This is a genomic window from Methylobacterium brachiatum (assembly GCF_020523825.1).
Lineage (GTDB): Bacteria > Pseudomonadota > Alphaproteobacteria > Rhizobiales > Beijerinckiaceae > Methylobacterium > Methylobacterium brachiatum.
Window position 1 is genome coordinate 25,266 of sequence record NZ_JAJALK010000004.1, and the last position, 18,294, is coordinate 43,559.

At 69.0% G+C, this 18,294-nt stretch carries 18 protein-coding genes; 8 read left to right on the plus strand and 10 right to left on the minus strand.

The genetic code is table 11. The annotated features are described in order from the left end of the window. Window positions 1-251: 251 nt before the first annotated feature. Window positions 252-1,415, minus strand: a complete 1,164-nt coding sequence (gene hpnH, locus LGR69_RS10120; RefSeq protein WP_007566232.1) for an adenosyl-hopene transferase HpnH — start codon at window positions 1,413-1,415, stop codon at window positions 252-254. 618 nt (window positions 1,416-2,033) lie between these two features. On the opposite strand from hpnH, the gene LGR69_RS10125 reads away from it, so the two are divergent. Then, complete coding sequence (locus tag LGR69_RS10125) at window positions 2,034-4,697, plus strand: MMPL family transporter (RefSeq protein WP_230365939.1); 2,664 nt, start codon at window positions 2,034-2,036, stop codon at window positions 4,695-4,697. Window positions 4,698-4,713: 16 nt separating this feature from the next. Here LGR69_RS10125 and LGR69_RS10130 read toward each other — a convergent pair whose 3' ends face one another. Continuing rightward, entirely contained in the window at window positions 4,714-5,589 is an 876-nt protein-coding gene (locus LGR69_RS10130; protein ID WP_230365940.1) for a helix-turn-helix domain-containing GNAT family N-acetyltransferase, read from the minus strand. 142 nt (window positions 5,590-5,731) lie between these two features. On the opposite strand from LGR69_RS10130, the gene LGR69_RS10135 reads away from it, so the two are divergent. Both LGR69_RS10135 and LGR69_RS10140 read left to right on the plus strand, forming a co-directional pair. Then, window positions 5,732-5,998: a type II toxin-antitoxin system Phd/YefM family antitoxin gene (locus LGR69_RS10135; protein ID WP_230365941.1), complete on the plus strand. Its 267-nt coding sequence runs from the start codon at window positions 5,732-5,734 to the stop codon at window positions 5,996-5,998. A gap of 168 nt (window positions 5,999-6,166) precedes the next feature. Next, entirely contained in the window at window positions 6,167-6,427 is a 261-nt protein-coding gene (locus LGR69_RS10140; RefSeq protein WP_230365942.1) for a PIN domain-containing protein, read from the plus strand. Here LGR69_RS10140 and hpnK read toward each other — a convergent pair. The 5 genes from hpnK to LGR69_RS10165 form a co-directional block, all read right to left on the minus strand. After that, window positions 6,396-7,238 (minus strand): hopanoid biosynthesis-associated protein HpnK, encoded by an 843-nt coding sequence (gene hpnK, locus LGR69_RS10145; protein ID WP_230365943.1) that lies wholly within the window; start codon window positions 7,236-7,238, stop codon window positions 6,396-6,398. The two genes, LGR69_RS10140 and hpnK, sit on opposite strands and share 32 nt — an antisense overlap. Window positions 7,239-7,357: 119 nt before the next feature. Continuing rightward, window positions 7,358-8,791 carry a hopanoid biosynthesis associated radical SAM protein HpnJ gene (gene hpnJ, locus LGR69_RS10150; RefSeq protein ID WP_007566224.1) on the minus strand — a complete coding sequence of 478 codons (1,434 nt, stop codon included), beginning with the start codon at window positions 8,789-8,791 and terminating at the stop codon, window positions 7,358-7,360. Between the two features lie 56 nt (window positions 8,792-8,847). Beyond that, window positions 8,848-10,056: a bacteriohopanetetrol glucosamine biosynthesis glycosyltransferase HpnI gene (hpnI, locus tag LGR69_RS10155; RefSeq protein WP_230365944.1), complete on the minus strand. Its 1,209-nt coding sequence runs from the start codon at window positions 10,054-10,056 to the stop codon at window positions 8,848-8,850. Window positions 10,057-10,143: 87 nt separating this feature from the next. Continuing rightward, window positions 10,144-10,758: an MlaC/ttg2D family ABC transporter substrate-binding protein gene (locus LGR69_RS10160; protein ID WP_230365945.1), complete on the minus strand. Its 615-nt coding sequence runs from the start codon at window positions 10,756-10,758 to the stop codon at window positions 10,144-10,146. After that, window positions 10,749-11,861 carry a flippase-like domain-containing protein gene (locus LGR69_RS10165; protein WP_091863840.1) on the minus strand — a complete coding sequence of 371 codons (1,113 nt, stop codon included), beginning with the start codon at window positions 11,859-11,861 and terminating at the stop codon, window positions 10,749-10,751. The genes LGR69_RS10160 and LGR69_RS10165 overlap by 10 nt, the downstream gene beginning before the upstream one ends. A 210-nt stretch (window positions 11,862-12,071) precedes the next feature. Between LGR69_RS10165 and LGR69_RS10170 the strand changes: the two genes are divergently transcribed. After that, a complete protein-coding gene (locus LGR69_RS10170) occupies window positions 12,072-13,247 on the plus strand; it encodes a hypothetical protein (protein ID WP_007566217.1) in 1,176 nt (391 codons plus the stop codon). 265 nt (window positions 13,248-13,512) lie between these two features. Here LGR69_RS10170 and LGR69_RS10175 read toward each other — a convergent pair whose 3' ends face one another. Further along, window positions 13,513-14,508 carry an alpha/beta fold hydrolase gene (locus tag LGR69_RS10175; protein WP_230365946.1) on the minus strand — a complete coding sequence of 332 codons (996 nt, stop codon included), beginning with the start codon at window positions 14,506-14,508 and terminating at the stop codon, window positions 13,513-13,515. Between the two features lie 169 nt (window positions 14,509-14,677). Here LGR69_RS10175 and LGR69_RS10180 point away from each other — a divergent pair, with 169 nt between their 5' ends. Both LGR69_RS10180 and kdsA read left to right on the plus strand, forming a co-directional pair. Continuing rightward, the gene (locus tag LGR69_RS10180) at window positions 14,678-15,163 is read left to right on the plus strand and encodes a hypothetical protein (protein WP_230365947.1); all 486 of its coding nucleotides are present in this window, start codon (window positions 14,678-14,680) and stop codon (window positions 15,161-15,163) included. 10 nt (window positions 15,164-15,173) lie between these two features. Continuing rightward, window positions 15,174-16,028, plus strand: coding sequence for a 3-deoxy-8-phosphooctulonate synthase (gene kdsA / locus LGR69_RS10185; RefSeq protein WP_230365948.1), 855 nt, complete (start codon window positions 15,174-15,176; stop codon window positions 16,026-16,028). Between the two features lie 7 nt (window positions 16,029-16,035). Here kdsA and LGR69_RS10190 read toward each other — a convergent pair whose 3' ends face one another. Next, on the minus strand, window positions 16,036-16,704 hold the full coding sequence (locus LGR69_RS10190; RefSeq protein ID WP_230365949.1) for a class I SAM-dependent methyltransferase: 669 nt from the start codon (window positions 16,702-16,704) through the stop codon (window positions 16,036-16,038). A gap of 360 nt (window positions 16,705-17,064) precedes the next feature. Here LGR69_RS10190 and LGR69_RS10195 point away from each other — a divergent pair, with 360 nt between their 5' ends. After that, entirely contained in the window at window positions 17,065-17,403 is a 339-nt protein-coding gene (locus LGR69_RS10195) for a hypothetical protein (protein ID WP_230365950.1), read from the plus strand. A 63-nt stretch (window positions 17,404-17,466) separates the two neighbouring features. Here the strand turns inward: LGR69_RS10195 and queF are convergent, their stop codons facing one another. Then, a complete protein-coding gene (gene queF, locus LGR69_RS10200) occupies window positions 17,467-17,919 on the minus strand; it encodes a preQ(1) synthase (RefSeq protein WP_230365951.1) in 453 nt (150 codons plus the stop codon). Window positions 17,920-18,037: 118 nt separating this feature from the next. On the opposite strand from queF, the gene LGR69_RS10205 reads away from it, so the two are divergent. Continuing rightward, a complete protein-coding gene (locus LGR69_RS10205) occupies window positions 18,038-18,247 on the plus strand; it encodes a hypothetical protein (protein ID WP_230365952.1) in 210 nt (69 codons plus the stop codon). Window positions 18,248-18,294: the final 47 nt, after the last annotated feature.

Consider the following 18,294-nt stretch of genomic DNA (forward strand, 5'->3'; position numbering starts at 1 on the left):
GGCGTCCTGACCGCCTGCGACTGAGCGGCGGCTGAACTGGCCGCTGCCACGAACAGTCCGATCGCCTCCGCAACCTGCGCCGCGCGCGTTCCTCGTGCCATCATCTCGCCCCCAAGCTTGGCCGCAGCTAGGAAACTCGGATGACACCTGTATGTCTGCTTTGACCGGTCATTCCGCTGGTGGGCGGCACGAACGAAAAAGGCCGCCGCGGAACCCCGCGGCGGCCTCTTGAACGCGATAGTGCGTGCCGATCAGGCGGCCGTGCGCTTGCGGGCTTCCTGCTTGGTGTCCACGCCGGCCGCTTTGATCTCGGAGAGCTTCTGGGCGACGTTGCGCGAGAACACGAACTCGGCGGGGCGCTGGTTCTCCAGGCTGACCTCCGGCGCCATGGCGCCGTCGGTCTTGATGCCGCGGATCGCGTGCACCAGCGGCTTCCAGGGCTTGCGGACCGAATCGACCACCGAGGAGGCCTCGTAGCCCGAATGGACCATGCAGTCGGCGCACTTCTCGTAGTTGCCGGTGCCGTAGGCGTCCCAGTCGGTCTCTTCCATCAGCTCCTTGAAGGTCGCCGCGTAGCCCTCGCCGAGCAGGTAGCAGGGCTTCTGCCAGCCGAACACGGTGCGGGTCGGGTTACCCCAGGGGGTGCAATGGTAGGTCTGGTTGCCGGCCAGGAAGTCGAGGAACAGGCCCGACTGCTGGAAGGTCCACTTCTCGCGGCCCTTCTCCTTGCCGTGCCGGAACACGCCGCGGAACAGCTCCTTGGTCGCCTTGCGGTTCAGGAAGTGCTTCTGGTCGGGGGCGCGCTCGTAGGCGTAGCCGGGGGAGACGGTGATGCCGTCGATACCCATCCGGGTCACGCTGTCGAAGAAGTCGGCGATCTTCTCGGGCGAGGAATTGTTGAAGAAGGTGCAGTTGATGGTGACCCGGAAGCCCATCTCCTTCGCCTTGGCGATGGCCGAGACCGCCTTGTCGTAGACGCCGCGCTGGCACACCGACTGGTCGTGCATCTCCTTGTCGCCATCCAGATGGATCGACCAGGTGAAGTACGGGCTCGGCTTGTAGTCCTTGATCTTCTTCTCGAGCAGAAGCGCGTTCGTGCAGACGATCGCGAACTTCTTCTGATCGATGATGCCCTGGACGATCTGCGGCAGATCCTTGTGCAGCAGCGGCTCGCCACCGGCGATCACCACCACGGGGGCGCCGCACTCACGCACGGATTCGAGCGCGTCGGCGACCGGAAGCCGCTTGTTCAGAATCTCGTCCGGGTAATCGATCTTACCGCAGCCGGCGCAGGCGAGATTGCAGCGGAACAGGGGTTCCATCATCATCACCAGCGGGTAGCGCTTGCGGCCCGTGAGGTGCTGCTTGAGGATGTAGCCGCCGATCTTCGCGACGTACCGGAGGGGGATACCCAAGATTGCGGCTCCTTACTGCGTCGGCCCCGGGGCGTCGGGGTGCTTACCGCGAAAAAAACTCGAATTCCAGCGATGTAGCTTGGAACTAATCTGAAACGACCCCGTTTCGGCGAGGCCATAACGACTTATTCTGCTCCTGACGCAACCGAGCCACACGCGCTTGACGCGGTGGCATCGGCGGGTCGGGTCGCCTGACGGTTGAGGACAGCACGTGCATTGCGTCGGCAATGCGACCGTAATCCCAAGATTCTTGTCCCCATCCCAGGATTGCAGTGCGCTACCGCACATCGGCCGAGGCAAGGACCGCGCCGCGGCGATCGCGTTGCAATCTGGGGACGCCCTCTTTACTGAGCCCTGTGGCCGCGTTGCAAGGGGTGGCCCGCGGCGAGCGGCTGCGCAGCGTCCCGTCCGGGACAGGCCCGGCTTGCACCCGCGCGTCGCGCGACCAGATTGGGCGGTGCGGCGTCCCCCGAATGCGAAGGGCGTTCGCGCGGATCGCGCGGCGGCCTTCATGTGGGCGCTCGAACCCGGCAGGGCCGGTCGCGCCGATCCGGCCGGGACGGTTGTGAATAGCCGGTCGCGCATGGGGCGCGTCCGGGGCGAACAGGCAGGGTGCTCGTGATCGAAGGTCTCGTCGCGTTCTCGGTGCGGTATCGGTGGATCGTGATCGCCCTGATGGCGTTGATCACGGTCGCGAGCCTGGGAGTCGCGGCGCATCTGTTCCGCATCAACACCGATGTCGAGCGGCTGATCGACCCGAAGGAGCCCTGGCGCCAGGACGAGATCAATTTCGAGAAGGCGTTCCCGCAGCGCGGCAACACCATCGTGGCGGTCATCAACGGCGAGACGCCCGAGGAGACCGAAGAGGCGGCCGCCAACCTGGCCAAGGCGCTGACCGCCCACAAAAACCTGATCGAGACCGTGTACCGGCCCGATGGCGGCCCGTTCTTCGACAAGAACGGCCTGCTGCTGATGCCCCAGGCCCAGCTCGACAAGACGCTGGAGGAGCTGACCCAGCAGCAGGGGCTGCTCGGGCCGCTGGCTGCCGACCCGTCCCTACGCGGCGTCATGCGGGTGCTGTCGCTCGGCGCGCGCGGCGTGAAGTCCGGCGACGCCAAGCTCGAAGACCTCGACAAGCCCATGGGCCAGATCGACGCCACCCTGCAGAAGGTGCTGGCGGGCAAGCCCGCGCGGATGTCGTGGCAGGAGCTGCTGGCCAACGGCCAGAGCAGCGTCACGGACAAGATGAAGTTCGTGATCATCCAGCCGGTGCTGGACTTCAACGCCCTGGAGCCCGGCTACCAGGCGACCAAGCTGATCCGCAACGTCGCGCAGGATCTCAAGATCGATTCCGAGCACGGCCTGCGCATGCGGCTGACCGGCACGGTCGCGGTGGCGGACGAGGAATTCGCCACGCTCTCGGAGGATGCGGCCCTCAACAACAGCATCATCGTCGGCGCGATCGTCCTGTTCCTGTGGCTCGCGCTGCGCTCCGGCAAGCTCGTCGGCGCGGTGCTGATCACCACCTTCGCGGGCCTCATTGTCACCGCCGCCCTCGGCCTGATCATGGTCAAGGAGCTGAACCCGATCTCGGTGGCCTTCGCGGCCCTGTTCGTCGGTCTCGGCATCGATTTCGGCATCCAGTTCTCGGTGCGCTACCGGGCGGACCGCTACGAGCAGCCCACACTCCAGAGCGCGATCCGGGCCGCCGCCCGCGGGGTCGGCTGGTCGCTGACGCTGGCCGCCGTGTCGCTGGTCGCCGGCTTCTTCGCCTTCCTGCCCACCGCCTTCCGGGGCGTCTCGGAGCTGGGCCTGATCGCCGGCGTCGGCATGGTCGTGGCCTACCTGTTCTCCCTGACCTTGCTGCCGGCGCTGATCGCGGTGTTCGAGCCCAAGGGCGAGAAGGAAGCGGTGCAGACCGCGTGGCTGGTCGGCGTCGACCCGTGGATCATCCGCAAGCGCAAGCCGATCCTGATCGCGGTCGGCGTCGTGACCCTGGCCGGGGCGCCGCTGCTCTGGCACCTGCCCTTCGATTCCAACCCGATGCACCTGCGCAGCGCGAAGACGGAATCGATCGCGACCTATCTCGACCTGATCAAGAACCCCGAGACCAGCCCGAACCTGATCGACGTGCTGGCCCCGAACGTCGACGCGGTCCCGGCCCTGTCGAAGACGCTGGCGGCGCTGCCGGTGACCTCGTCGGTCAACAGCATCGACACCTTCGTGCCGCGGGACCAGGACAAGAAGCTCGCGGCGATCGCCGACACGGCGCAGCTCCTGGATCCGGTGCTCAATCCCGGCCGCAAGCCGCCGCCGCCGACCGATGCCGAGAACGTCAAGGCGCTCAAGGACGCCGCCGCGGCGCTCAACGGCGTCGCAGGCGACGGCAAGGAGGCCGCGGGCGCCCAGAATGCCAAGCAGCTCGCCGGCACCCTCGACACGCTCGCCGGCAGCCCGGTGCAGATGCGGGAGGCGGCCTCGGTCGCCCTGACCAAGGATCTCGTGCCGCTGCTCCAGCGCCTGCGCGACCTGCTCCATCCGGAGAAGATCACGCTGGACAACCTGCCGCCGCAGCTGAAGGCCGATTGGGTCGCGGCGGACGGACGCGCGCGCATCGAGGTTCACCCCAAGGGTGATTCGAACGACGACGAGGTGCTGCGCACCTTCTCGGACGAGGTGCTGAAGGTCGCCCCCCACGCCACCGGCGCCCCGGTGGCCACGACGCGGTCGACTTACACGATCCTGGGCGCCTTCGTGCAGGCCGCCATCACGGCGTTCGTGCTGATCTTCGTCATCCTGTCGGTGGCCCTGCGCAAGCCCTGGGACGTGGCGATGACCCTGGGCCCGCTGGTCATCGCGACCCTGTGGACCCTGATGGCCCTGCGCCTGATCGACATGCCGCTGAACTTCGCCAACATCATCGCCCTGCCGCTGATGCTCGCGGTCGGCGTCGCGTTCCACATCTATTACGTGATCGCGTGGCGGGCGGGCGTGACCGACATGCTGGCTTCCAGCCTGACCCGGGCGATCTTCTTCTCGGCGCTAACCACCGGCAGCGCCTTCGGCTCCCTGGTCCTGTCGAGCCATCCGGGCACGGCCAGCATGGGCAAGTTGCTGGCGCTGTCGCTGTTCTTCACCCTGATCGCGGCGTTCTTCGTGGTGCCGGCGACCCTGGGCGAGCCGCCCGCGCAGGGCGACGACGACCGCCCGGAGGGCGAGAAGGCCGCCGCAGCCGCGCTGCGCAAGAGCACCGCCCCGTCGGATCCGGTCCCGGCCAAGTAGGCCGGCACCGGAGCGCTCAGAGCGTCTTCTCGAAGAAGTGGTCGGGGTAGGGGTCGTCGTTGAAGCGATCGATCGCGACCCAGCCGGTCTTGCGGTAGAGCGCCAGGGCTTCCGGCAGCGCGCTGTTGGTGTCGAGGCGCAGCACCGCGACCGAGAGCTCGCGGGCTGCCGTCTCGACGGCCTGCATCAGCCGGCGGGCGAGGCCGAAGCCCCGGGCTGCGGGGTCGATCCAGAGCCGCTTGACCTCGGCGACCGGGCCGCCGCTGCCCTTCAGCCCGACGCATCCGACCGGCAGGTCGTCCGCCATCGCGAGCAGGAATGCCCCGCGCGGCCGGACCATCGCCTCGGCCTCGGGATCGCACGACAGCTTGACGTCGAACCCGGTCTCCAGCCGGCGCGCCAATTCGGCATAATACGCCTCCAGACAGGACCGGGCGGCCTCGCTGCGCGCGTCGGCTTCCGCGATGGTGATCCGGTCGCGGCCGAGCGTCAGGGCGACCAGATCCATCGCGCGCAGGAGCTCCTCGGCGCGCGGCGCGCGCTCCAGCAGGGCCGAGGCGCGCGCATCGGACAGGCCCTCGTAGGCCGAAAACTCGCGCCGCCCCGCCTCCGTCAGGCGCGCGACCCGGCGGCGGGCGTCGTCCGGATGCGGCTCGGTGGTGACCAGGCCCTCGTCCTCGAGGCTGCGCAGCAGGCGGCTCATCAGCCCGGAATCGAGATTCAGGTAGGCGCGGATCTCGGCCACGTCCATGCGCCCGGCGCCGATCGCGTTCACCACCCGGGCCGCCCCGAGGGGCCGGCCCCGGCCGAGGAACGAGCTGTCGAGGGCGCCGACCTCCGCGGTGACGGCACGGGCGAAGCGGCGAAAGCGGGCGATCGAATCGGACGTCATAATAGCTGACCTTAGTCAGACATTATAGTCCGTCAATCAGAGAGGGGCGAGCTGGCAGCACCGGAACGCGTCTGCGCGTCCGTTGAGGGCACGTTTAAACGAGCATCTTCCCAGCGAATGCGACGCGCTCTAACCTCGCTGCATGACGACGATCGCGTTGGAGAAAGCAGCAACGGCCCTGGTGGAGCTCGCCGCGCGCGTCGAAGGCGGCGAGACCATCGTCGTGACGCGGAACGGCAAGCCGGTGTTCGACCTGGTGCCCCATCGCCGGGGACGTGGGCTCGACATTGAGGCTGGCGAGGCGTTCTTGCGCGCCCACGGAATTGCACGCGGTCCAGGTTTCATCGCGGACGATTTCGACGATCCCTTGGCCGAGGATTTCCTCATCCAGCCCTCGTCCGGCTCGTGAGGCTGCTGCTCGATAGCCACATCCTTCTTGCCATCGCGCTGAAGCGGCTCGATGCAGTGAGTCCGTCGATCGCGGGCGCTTGCTCGACCTAATATGGATCTTGCGGCCAGCGCCGCGAGCCTCTGAGAGATCGCAATCAAGGCGCGTCTCGGTAAACTGGATCCCGGCATGCCGCTCGGGATGTTGGCAGAGTTCTTCGAGGCGGTCGGCATCGGTATGCTGCCAATCACGGCTTCGCACGCCGTCGCGGCCATCGAACCGATGCCGCCGACGCGTGACCCGTTCGACAGGATGTTGCTGGCGCAGTGCCTCATAGAAGGCCGACGCCTCGTTACGGTTGACCACGCCTTGCGCGACCACCCTCTAGCGGCTCGCTTCGCAGCAACTTCGGACGCCCCTAACCCGAAAAGTCCGAAAACCCGCCCCTGACCGCACCCGACGCATCCGCCGCCGCCCGGGAGGCGGGGGCGATCAGCGCGTCGCGCTCGGCGGCGTAGAGGTAGCCCGGCGCCTCGCCGGGGAAGCCGCCGGCCGTGGCCGGGTGCGTGTAGAGCTCGGTGAGGCCGTCCGGAAGCTGCGCCAGGAGCGCCGCCACGCGCAGCGGGGTCATGGCGCCGGACCAGGCGAGCCCGAGGGTCCGGTCGGGAATCAGCAGGCCGGCCTGACGGGCGCGCACGGCGAGCAGGGCCGACCAGGGGGCGATGTCGAGGGCCGGCCGGGGCCGGGCGCTGGCCTCGGCCCGACGGAGCAGCTGGCGCGGCTCCCGGGGGACGCGGATCGCCCGCATGTTGTAGTCGCGGCCGATGCGCAGCACCGCGCCGGCGATCAGCGGGTGGACGTGGAAGTGCTTGTGGGCGTTGACGTGGTCGAGGGGCAGGCCGGTCGCCCGGTAGGCCTCGAACTGCGCCGTGATCTCGGCGGCGAGCTGGCGCCGGGCGGCGGGCTTGCGGGCGAGGTCGAGGCCGACCCGGGCCATATCGGCGCGCATCAGGCCGTCGGCATCGGTCAGGTCGGGCAGCTGCGCCGCCGGCAGGGTCGGCCAAGCTTCGACGAGCACGAGGTGGAGGCCGACCCGCAGGGACGGCATCCGCTTCGCCCGGGCCACGGCATCGGCGGCGGCAGGCGCCGAGACCATCAGGCTCGCCGCGGTGAGGATCCCCTCCCGGTGAGCCTGCTCGACGGCCTCGTTGACCTCGAGACTCAGCCCGAAATCATCGGCCGTAACGACAAGACGCTTCACAACGACCTCGTAAGGGGTGTCGAGAGGGCGAGCCCTCTCGCGGGTCCAGGGCGGAGCCCTGGGTAGGGGCGGGGCTCCGCCCCGCTCCCCGCCGGGGCCGCAGGCCCCGGATCCCTGACTTACGCCGCCTTGGCGGTGCCCTGACGCTCCTTGAGGAAGCGGTAGAACTCCACGCCCTCGCGCAGGCGACGCTTCATCATGTCGGGGGAGCGCACCATCTCGCCGACGATCGAGGCGATCTTCGGGGCCCGGAAGTAGAACTTCTTGTAGAACTCCTCCACCGAGGTGAAGATCTCGGTGTGCGACAGGTGCGGGTAGTGCAGCGGCGCGACCTGCACGCCGTTCTCGTCGACGAGCTCGGCGTTCTCGATGTCGAGCCAGCCGTTCTCCACCGCCTGCTTGTACAGGAAGGTGCCCGGATAGGGCGCCGCCAGCGAGACCTGGATCGTGTGCGGGTTGATCCGCTTGGCGAAGGCGATCGTCTCCTGGATCGTCTCCTTGGTCTCGCCCGGCAGGCCGAGGATGAAGGTGCCGTGGATGGCGATGCCCAGCTCGTGGCAATCCTTGGTGAACTTCTCGGCGACCTCGACCCGCATGCCCTTCTTGATGTTGTGCAGGATGGTCTGGTTGCCGGACTCGTAACCGACCAGCAGCAGGCGCAGGCCGTTCTCCTTGAGCACCTTCAGGGTCTCACGCGGCACGTTCGCCTTGGCGTTGCACGACCAGGTGACGCCGAGCTTGCCGAGCTCGCGGGCGATCTCCTCCGCGCGCGGCAGGTTGTCGGTGAAGGTGTCGTCGTCGAAGAAGAACTCCTTGGTCTGGGGGAACTCCTTCAGGCAGTACTTGATCTCCTCGATCACGTGGGCGACCGAGCGGGTGCGGTAGGTGTGCCCGCCGACCGTCTGGGGCCACAGGCAGAAGGTGCAGCGGCTCTTGCAGCCGCGGCCCGAGTAGAACGAGATGTAGGGGTGCTTCAGGTAGCCGATGAAGTACTTCTCCATCTCCAGGTCGCGCTTGTAGACGCTGGTGACGAAGGGCAGCTGGTCCATGTCGGTCATGATCTCGCGGTCCTCGTTATGGACCACGACGCCGTTCGCATCGCGATAGGACAGACCCTTGATCTGAGCCATCGGGACGCCGTCGGCGACTTCCTTGACGGTGAAGTCGAACTCGTTGCGGGCGCAGAAATCGACCACCGGGGCCTGAGCCATCGCGCCGGCGGCGTCGACCGCGACCTTGGCGCCGATCAGGCCGGCGATCAGCTTCGGGTTCGCGGCCTTGAGCGCCTCGATCGTCTTCACGTCGGACTTGAACGACGGCACCGAGGTGTGGAGCACCACGAGGTCGAAATCCTTGGCCTGGGCCACGATCTCGGGAAGCTTGATGTTGTGCGGGGGGGCGTCGATCAGCTTCGAGTTCGGCACCAGGGCGGCCGGCTGGGCCAGCCAGGTCGGGTACCAGAACGACTTGATCTCGCGCTTGGCCTGGTAACGGGAGCCGGCACCGCCGTCGAAACCGTCGAAGGTGGGGGCCTGGAGGAAGAGCGTGCGCATGGGGTTCAAGGCCTCAGGGCGTTGCCGGGGGAGGGGTGAGGAAGCGAAAGCCGGGATCAGCGGGTGGGCGCGCCGGCGTCGTGACCGAGTTCGGCGTCCGGGATCAGAGTACCGTCCGCAACCACGTGATAATCATGACCTTTCCATGTCACCGCCCCCGACACGAAGGCCCAGGAGAAGTTCAGGAACGAGAGGATGTCGCGGATCGGCAACAGTCCGTAGGGGTGCGGGGCGAGGCCGAAGGCCCGCTCGAGTTGCCGGCATAGGACGATCCGGCCGGCGAGCGCCAAGCCCGCCACCACCAGCGCGCCGGTGCCGGCGCCGGGCAGCAGCGCGCCCACCAGGGCCAGCGGGAAGGCGTGGGTGACGATCGAGCCGGCATAGCCTGCCGGGTCGACGTTGCGGATCGTGCGGTTCCAGCGCAGCTCGTGCCGCCACAGGCCGGAGAGGTCGGTGTCGACGCTGGTATGGCCGATGGTGAAGCTCGGGATCACCACCCGGCCGCCGAGGCCGCGCAGGGCGGCGCCGATCGCGTAATCGTCGGCGAGGTCGTTGCGGAAGCGGCGGAAGCCGCCCACCGCTTCAAGGTTCTCCCGGGTGAACGCGATGGTCGAGCCGAAGCACGGCTTGGCGAGCCCGAGGCTCAGGCCCATCACCACGTTGGGCAGGAACTGGACGTCGATCGCCAGCGCCGAGAGCTGGTCGTAGAGGCCCCGGAAGGCCGGGACGCCGTGATACAGGCAGGTGACGCCGGAGACGCCGTCCTGCGACAGCTCGGCGACCAGCCGCTCGAGGTAGTCCGGCCGGACCACCATGTCGCTGTCGGCCAGAACGATCACGTCGTGGGCGATCCGCTCGGCCATGTTGATCAAGTTCGAGACCTTGCGGTTCGAGCCGTGCTGCCGGCCGTCGATCACCAGGTCGATGCGGGCGGCCGGATAGGCCTGCTTGAGCCGCTCGACCACGCCGATGGCCGGGTCCGCAGCCTTCTGCACACCGAACACCACCTGGACCGGGCCGGCATAATCCTGGCGCAGCACGGTCTCGAGATTCTCGTACAGGTTGGGCTCCAGGCCACAGAGCGGCTTGAGCACCGTCACGGACGGGCGGGGCGCGTCCGCCGCCAGCGCCGGCACGGGCCGGGCGGCGAAGCGGCCGGCCAGGTAGGCGGCCGCCAGAGCATAGAGGCAGCCCGCGATCGCCAACAGGAGGCAGAGCAGCGAGAGCCACGACAATGCGGTGAGCGCCAGGGCGGTGAAATCCATCCGGTCGGGTCCGTGCGGTCGTCCGGCCGCCTCAGGCGGCGATGGCCGCGTGCGGCCCGATCAGGGCGGCACGCACGGCGTCGGTAGTCACGGTGTCGGTTTTGCGGCGAGCATGCCGTCGGCGCGCTGACGGAGGAACTTCACCACCGCGTCGGCGCCGCCCGATTTCAACGGGGCGGACAGCGCGTTGCGCTGCGCGGCGATCTCGCTGACATCGCCGTTGAGCAGCACGTCCTGGATGCGGTTCTCGGCATTCACCACGAAATCGACCGCGGAATCGTCGCCGTCGGCCGCGGTGACCCGGGTCGGCACGACGCGCTGGCTGCCGCGTTCCTCGACCTTCGGGGTCACCTCGAACTTGCCACCGGCGGCCCGGGCGAGGCGATTGGCATAGGTGACGGTCAGGCTGCGCTTGAATGCGTCGGTGACCGCCGCCTGCTGTTCCGGGGTGAAGCCCGACCATTTCGAGCCGACCGCGACGCGGGTCATGGCCGGGAAGTCGAACGCCTTCTCGAGCGCCGGCCCCACGGCCGCGACCCGGGCGGGCAGGGGGCTCGGGCCGTCCTTCAAGGCGTCGGTGAAGGCGGCGTAGAGATCGCGCACGGTCTGCACCGCGGGATCGTCCGCGGCCCAGGCGCAGACGGGAGCGAGGAGGGGGGCGGCCAGCAAGGCAGCGGCCGCGAGCCGACGGGTCAGGCGCACTTCTTCAACTCCTCGCCATCGCCGATCCGCGAACCCATGCGGGGCGGGGCGTAGCTGTAGAACGGGCCGAGCGTCGCCGGCTGCGGCACCAGCTTGGCCGTGCGGCCGATGGCGACGTCCGGCTCGCGATCGGTCTCCACCGCGGTCTCGGCCGCGAGCTTGGCCTCGATCCGGTGCCAGAGCAGGAGGCCCGGCACGCCGACGCCGAGATCGGCGAAGCGCTTGACCAGCGACAGGGCCAGGGCCGCCTCGGCGGGAATGTTGAACAGGCCGCACAGGGCGATCAGGCCGCCCTCCTGGGCGCCGAGCGCGCCCGGCACCGCGAAGGCGGCGCCGCGGACCGCCTGAGCCAGGCTCTCGATCACCAGGGCCTGGGCGAAATCCACCGGGTAGCCCATGAAATGCAGGCAGACATAGACTTCGAGGGTGCCGATGACCCAGCCCACGAGGTGGATCGCCAGCGCGGCGACGAAGCGGCCGTGATTGCCGTACATCCGGCGCAGGCTGTCGTAGAGCTGGTCGATAGCGCCGAAGGCGCGCCACTCGCGGCCCGAGGCGAAGCGGCTCATCAGGCCCTGGATGATCCGGTGCCCGGCCCGCCGCTGGATGAGATAGAAGGCGCCCAGCGCCGGCACGGCCACGGCCAGGCCGCCCGCCACCGTCCGGGCGATCGGGCCGTCACCGGCGATCAGGACCAGCAGGCCGAGGCCGATGACGGTGAACAAGAGCTGCGTCAGCGCCTGCGTCATCAGGTCCACGAACATGCTGGCGCCGGCCATCGCGCCCGGGACGCCGCGCTTGGACATCAGCCGTGCGCCGACGAAATCGCCGCCCACGGTCGCCACCGGCAGCAGCGTGTTGATTCCCTCACGCACGAACCGCAGCGAGACGCAGTCGACCAGCCGGGCCGCGCCCGCCGGGAACACCACGTGCCAGCCGAGCCCCGCCCAGGCGACGGCCGCAAGGCGGGCGACCACCACGAGGGCGGCGCCCCAGCCGGCGCTCATGACCGCGGCCGACACGTCCTCCAGGCCGGAAGACATGAACAGGCCGACGACTGTGCAGAGACCGGCGATCGAGGCCAAGGTCGTCAGGCGCTTCATAATGGTCTTTCAAGCTCGCAAATGGCTTGATGCGGGAAATCGGTCACGGTCGCGGCAGAAATAGGTCCGGGCGACCAAGAACGTTTCTGCCACGTTGCAGCACGGATTACCGGTGTCTATCACCCGTTTGACACACCGGGAGCCAAAGCGGTGGCGGGGCGAAGGCGCCTACGCAGAAGACCGCGGCACGTCGCAGAAGGGGCACACGTCATGGAGCGCGAATCACCGATCACGGCCGTCGAGGCCGTGAGCGACGACACGCATGCCGGCGGTCCCCAGGGCGGAATGGCGCCGGGCGTGCCGGCGCCTCACTCCCCGGTCATGGCCTGGAACGAGTGGGACCCGCTGGAGGAGGTGATCGTCGGATCCCTCGACGGCGCCACCATCCCGACTCACCATCTCACGGTGATCTTCAACCTGCCGCGGGCGGCCCAGCCGTTCTACCGCTTCGCCAGCGGCTGGAAATATCCGAAGTTCATGAAGAAGCTGGCGCAGCAGGAGCTCGACAACTTCATCAAGATCCTGGCCGGCGAGGGCGTGAAGATCCGCCGCCCCGACGCGGTGGATTTCTCGCGCAAGTTCAAGGCGCCGCGCTGGACCTCCCGGGGCTTCTGCGTCGCCTGCCCGCGCGACCCGTATCTGGTCATCGGCGACGAGATCATCGAGAGCCCGATGTGCTGGCGCTCGCGCTACTTCGAGGGCGACGCCTACCGGTCGCTGTTCAAGGAATATTTCCGCGCCGGCGCCCGCTGGACCTCGGCCCCGCGGCCGCAGCTCACCGACGACCTCTACAATTACGATTACCGGGTGCCGAACCTGAAGGCCGGCGAGCCGATGCAGTTCACGGTCAACGAATTCGAGCCGGTCTTCGACGCCGCCGATTTCGTCCGCTGCGGCCGCGACCTGTTCGTGACCCGCTCGAACGTGACCAACCTAATGGGCATCGAGTGGCTGCGCCGCCATCTCGGCCCGGGCTTCCGCATCCACGAGATCGAGAGCCGCTGCCCGCAGCCGATGCACATCGACTCGTCGTTCATGCCGCTGGCGCCCGGCAAGGTGCTGGTGAACCCGGACTACATCGACGTCGAGAAGCTGCCCGCCGTGCTTAAGAAGTGGGACGTGCTGATCGCCCCGCGCCCCGACCCGGTCGAGGGCTTCATGAGCAAGATCTCGATGTGCTCGCCCTGGACCTCGATCAACGTGCTCGCGATCACCGAGAAGAAGATCGTCGTCGACCAGAGCCAGCCGACCCTGATCAAGGCTCTGAAGGATTGGGGCTTCGACCCGATCCCGGCGCCGTTCCTCAGCTACGGCCCGTTCGGCGGCTCGTTCCACTGCGCCACCCTCGACGTCCGCCGCCGCGGCGTGCTGAAGTCGTATTTCTAGGGTTAGGACCTGCTCGCTCCGACGACCGCCATCGCGGGTCGTCGGCGAACACCGGACATCCAAACCTCTCCCCTCATCCTGAGGTGCCGGGCGATCGAAGATCGCTCGGCCTCGGAAGGAGCCGTCCAGGATCCACCACGACTTCTGGAGGGCTCCTTCGAGGTCGACGCTGCGCGTCGCCACCTCAGGATGACGCCGAGGATGGGATAGACAAGTCGAGCACGCCTTCCGATGCGTCCGCTCCGGAAAGCAGACGACCGAACATTCACGGCACCGAAATCCCCGCGATCAGCGCCCTGTTGAACCCCTCGGGGTCGGACATCTGCGGCGCGTGGCCGAGCGCCGGGAACTCCATGAGCTTGGCGCCTGGAATCGCCTTCGCGGCCGCCTTGCCCAGCTCCGGGTAGTTCCCGAGCGAGGCCCGCATCTCCGGCGGGGCGAGGTCCTTGCCAATCGCCGTGTTGTCCTTCTGGCCGATCATCAGCAGGGTCGGCACCGCGATCTGCGGCAGCCGGTAGACCACCGGCTGGGTCAGGATCATGTCGTAGAGGAGCGCCGAGTCCCAGGCGACCGCCTCCTTGCCGGGGCCGGCGTTGAGCCCGGCCAGCATCGTCACCCAGGGCTCGTAGCGGGGCTCCCACTGGCCGGCGTAATAGGTCGCGGTCTCGTAGGCGCGGATCGACTCCGCCGAGACCTTCAGCTCGCGTTGGTACCATTGCTCCACCGAGGTCGGGGGCACGCCCTTGGCGCTCCAATCTTCCAGACCGATCGGGTTGACCAGCACCAGCTGGGCCACGTCCTTCGGGTAGAGCAGGGCGTAATGCGCGGCCAGCATGCCGCCGGTGGAGTGCCCGACCAGGATCGGCCGCGCGATCCCCAGCTTGTCCAGCAGGGCGCGGGTGTTCTCGGCGAGCTGGCGGAACGTGAACTGATAGGCGGCCGGCTTGCTCGATTTGCAGAACCCGACCTGATCCGGGGCGATCACCCGGTAGCCGGCCCCCGTGAGCGCCCGGATCTGGCTCTCCCAGGTCGCCGCGCAGAAGTTCTTGCCGTGGAGCAGCACGACGGTGCGCCCGTTCGGCTTTTCCGGTGCGACGTCGAGATAGGCCATCTGCAGGGGTTGGCGCTGCGACGTGAAGGCATAGCGCTCCACCGGGAACGGGTAGTCGAACCCTTCAAGTTCGGGCCCGTAGGCGGGCGCGGCCAGAGCGGCGCCGGGGAGCATCAAAGCCAAAAGGGCGGCGAGGACGGATCGGAGCATGGGCTGCCTGGATCTGCGACGGCGGGAGCGCGCGTTCGCCCGCCCAAATCGGGCATCGACGCCGTCCTGTCCAATCGCCGGCCCAGCGGATCTTCGCGGTTGCATGCGCCCGCGCTATCTCTCGGAGCGTCCCGCCGGCTCCTAGCCCGGCGCGCAGGAGCCCACACCGATGCGCCTCCCCATCCTGGCCGCCCTCGCCGGCGCCCTGGTCCTTGCCGCGGCGCCGGCCCTCGCCGCGGATGCCTGCGACGCTCTCGCGGCCAAGGTGATCCGGATCACGGGCGCCTCGCTCGCCGGGCGGGAAGGCCCGTTCGCGGTGTTCCGCGCGCAGGATGCCGAGCGGATGAGCCTCGATTGCCGGGCGCCGGCCCGGATCACGATCGCCTCCCGCGACCGGGAGCCGCCGCGCGCCTATTTCACCCTGGTGGGGCTCGCCGCCCGAGCCCTCACCGGGACGGACGTCCCCGGCGCCGAGGTGCTGGCGCTCAACCTCCATCAGGACAGCCTGCTCGCCGACGCGCCACAGCGGGGCGGCACCGCCCGGGCGGTGATGCTGTGCGAGCCCGGACCGCGGACGGACGGGCTCCGGGACGACCTCACGGTCTGCCGCGTCGCACCCCGGGCCGGGGTTTCGCGAATCCGCGGCGCGGGGTAGAGCGCAGCCCATGTCGACACGCGAAACACCCGGCCCCGTCGTCCAGGTCGGCGAAGCACGCTTCGCCAACCACCTGCCGCTCACGCTGATCGCCGGGCCCTGCCAGCTCGAAGGGCGCAACCACGCCCTGGAGATCGCCGCTGCGCTCAAGGAGATGGCGGCGGGCCTCGGGATCGGCCTCGTGTTCAAGACCTCGTTCGACAAGGCCAACCGGACCTCCGGCACCGCGGCAAGGGGCATCGGCCTCGAAGGCGCCCTGCCGGTCTTCGCTGAGATCCGCGAGACCTTGGGCCTGCCGGTCCTCACCGATGTGCACGCCGCCGAGCAATGCGCGCCGGCCGCCGAGGCGGTGGACGTTCTGCAGATCCCGGCCTTCCTGTGCCGCCAGACCGACCTGCTCCTGGCCGCCGCCTCCACCGGCCGGGCGGTCAACATCAAGAAGGGCCAGTTCCTGGCGCCCTGGGACATGAAGCACGTCGCCGCCAAGGTGACCGAGGCCGGCAACCCGAACGTCATCGTCACCGAGCGCGGCGCCTCCTTCGGCTACAACACCCTGGTCTCGGACATGCGCAGCCTGCCGATCATGGCGCAGGTGACCCACGGGGCGCCGGTGGTGTTCGACGCCACCCATTCTGTGCAGCAGCCGGGCGGGCAGGGCGCCAGCTCCGGCGGCCAGCGGGAATTCGTCGCCGTGCTGGCCCGGGCCGCGGTGGCGGTCGGCGTCGCCGGCGTGTTCATCGAGACCCACCCCGATCCGGACCGGGCCCCCTCGGACGGCCCCAACATGGTGGCCCTTCGGGACATGCCGGCGCTGCTCGAAGAGCTGATCGCCTTCGACCGGCTCGCCAAGAAGCGCCACGCCTGATCCGGCGTCAGGCCGGCTGGAGGACGTGGATGCGCAGGGGCTGGACCAGGGCGTAGCGCCCGTCGGCCTCACGCTCGGCCGCCTCGTGGAACGCCGCCTCCACCACCGGGCGCCGCGCCTCGATCGTCGCGAGCCGGGCCGGATCGACCGCGCTGACCCGCGCCAGGAAAGCGTCGAGGGAGACAAAGCTCTCGCGGCGCATCACCGTTACGTCCTGCCGGCACAGCAAGGCGCCGGCATCTAGCGCCGCCGCGATGGCGTCCTGCGCGGCGGCCCGGACTGCGGTCTCGTCCTCGATGGGGCGCAGGGCGTCGAAGAAGCTGCCCTCCGCCAGGGGCTCGACCACAACCAGCAGGCCGCCCGGCACCAGCACCCGCGCCGCCTCGGCAAGCGCCGCGGCCGGGTCCGGGACATGGTGCAGGGCGTTGAACATCACGGCCCCGTCGAAGTGCGCCACGGGAAAGGGCAGCGCCTCGGCCGAGGCGGCCTCGAACCGCGCCCCAGGCACGGCGGCCCGCGCCGTCTCCAGAGCCGCGGCGCCCGGATCGATGCCGGTCACCGCCGCACCGTCCGCGACGAGCCGTTTCGCCAGGGTCCCGGGCCCGCAGCCGATATCGAGGAGGCGCTTACCCGGGAGCGGCGCGAAGGTCTCGCGGATCAGCGTCAGGGCATCCATGGCGGGGCTCTCCGGACCGGCGCCGGTTAGGGGCGCGCATGCAGCTAAGCACAGTCCCGGTTGGAACGGGATGCGTCGCGCGGCGTCATTCCCGCTGGAAGACCGTCCGGCCCCACCAGCCCGCCCGAGGCGCGGCGACTCTGGGGGCGGGCGCCGCAACAGTGCGGAAACTATTCACAAGATCAGCGACGGACAGTTCTGCAAACCCGACCCTCGGAAACCGTCTCTGCCGCGGACCGCGCAGATGAACCGCTGTTCAGGCAGTCGACCTCCCTCTGAAATCGGTTCTGAAAACTTGGAACCGACCGCCGAGCGGCCACGTTAATGGGCATGTTCGATCGCGGATCGAGAAGGAACATTATGCGCAAGATTGGTATCATCGCCACCGCCGCCGCTCTGGCTCTCGGCAGCGTCGCTGCCACGACCAGCGCCGAAGCCCGTCCGTACGGCTTCCACGGCGGCTACGGCCATGGCTATGGTCACGGCTACGGCTACCGCGGCGGCCGTCGCGGCATCGGCACCGGTGCGGCCATCGGTCTCGGCATCGCCGGCCTCGCTGCCGGTGCGGTCGCCGCCGGTGCGGCCAACAACTACTACAACGGTGGCTACGGCGGCGGTTACGGCTACGCCCCGGCCTACGGCGCTCCGGCTTACGGCTACGGCGCCCCGGCCTATGGCTATTACGGCTCGCCCTACTAAGGGCAGCGATCCCACGGATCAGAGGGCGACCGGCGCGAGCCGGTCGCCCTTTTCGTATGCGCTTCAGCGCCCCCGATAGGGCGCGACGCCGGTCTCCGGCAGCCAGATGGTCTTGGGCGGCTCGCCGGTCTGCCAGAACACGTCGATCGGGATGCCGCCGCGCGGGTACCAGTAGCCGCCGATGCGCAGGTAGCGCGGCTCGAGCAGGTCGCGCAGCCGCTTGCCGATCGCCACCGTGCAATCCTCGTGGAACGCCCCGTGATTGCGGAACGCGCCGAGGTAGAGCTTCAGCGACTTCGACTCGACGAGCCAGTCGCCGGGCACGTAATCGATCACCAGGATCGCGAAATCCGGTTGGCCCGTGACCGGACAGATCGAAGTGAACTCGGGCGCGGTGAAGCGCGCCACGTAGTCGGTATCGGCATGGGGGTTCGGCACGCGGTCGAGGCGGGCGTCGCCCGGTGAAGCGGGCAGGGACGTGGCTTGGCCGAGTTGAAGCGTCTCAGATGCGGTCATGCGCGCACTATAAAGGCGCGCGCCGCGTAGCGCACCCGTCGCCGGCGCGACCAAATCTTTACCGTCCCCAGCCAGGATCCGGGTGATTGTCGGCACCGTCCGACCGAGGCCCGGCAACATGCGTCTCATCGCCGTCGCGTTCATCGGCTTGGTCACGGTCGCGACCGTACCGGCCCGGGCAAGCGGCGGCGACGCGGCCCAGCGCATGCTCGACGCCATGACCCGCCACGACCTCTGCGCGCGCGACGACGCACAGTTGCGCAAGCTGAACCGGTCCCTCGCCGCGACGCCGATCCGCCATCCGGCCGCCGGGACGCGAGCACGGTAGGGTTGAGGCTCGGACTGTCACGACACGTGCACAGGCGCGACCTACGC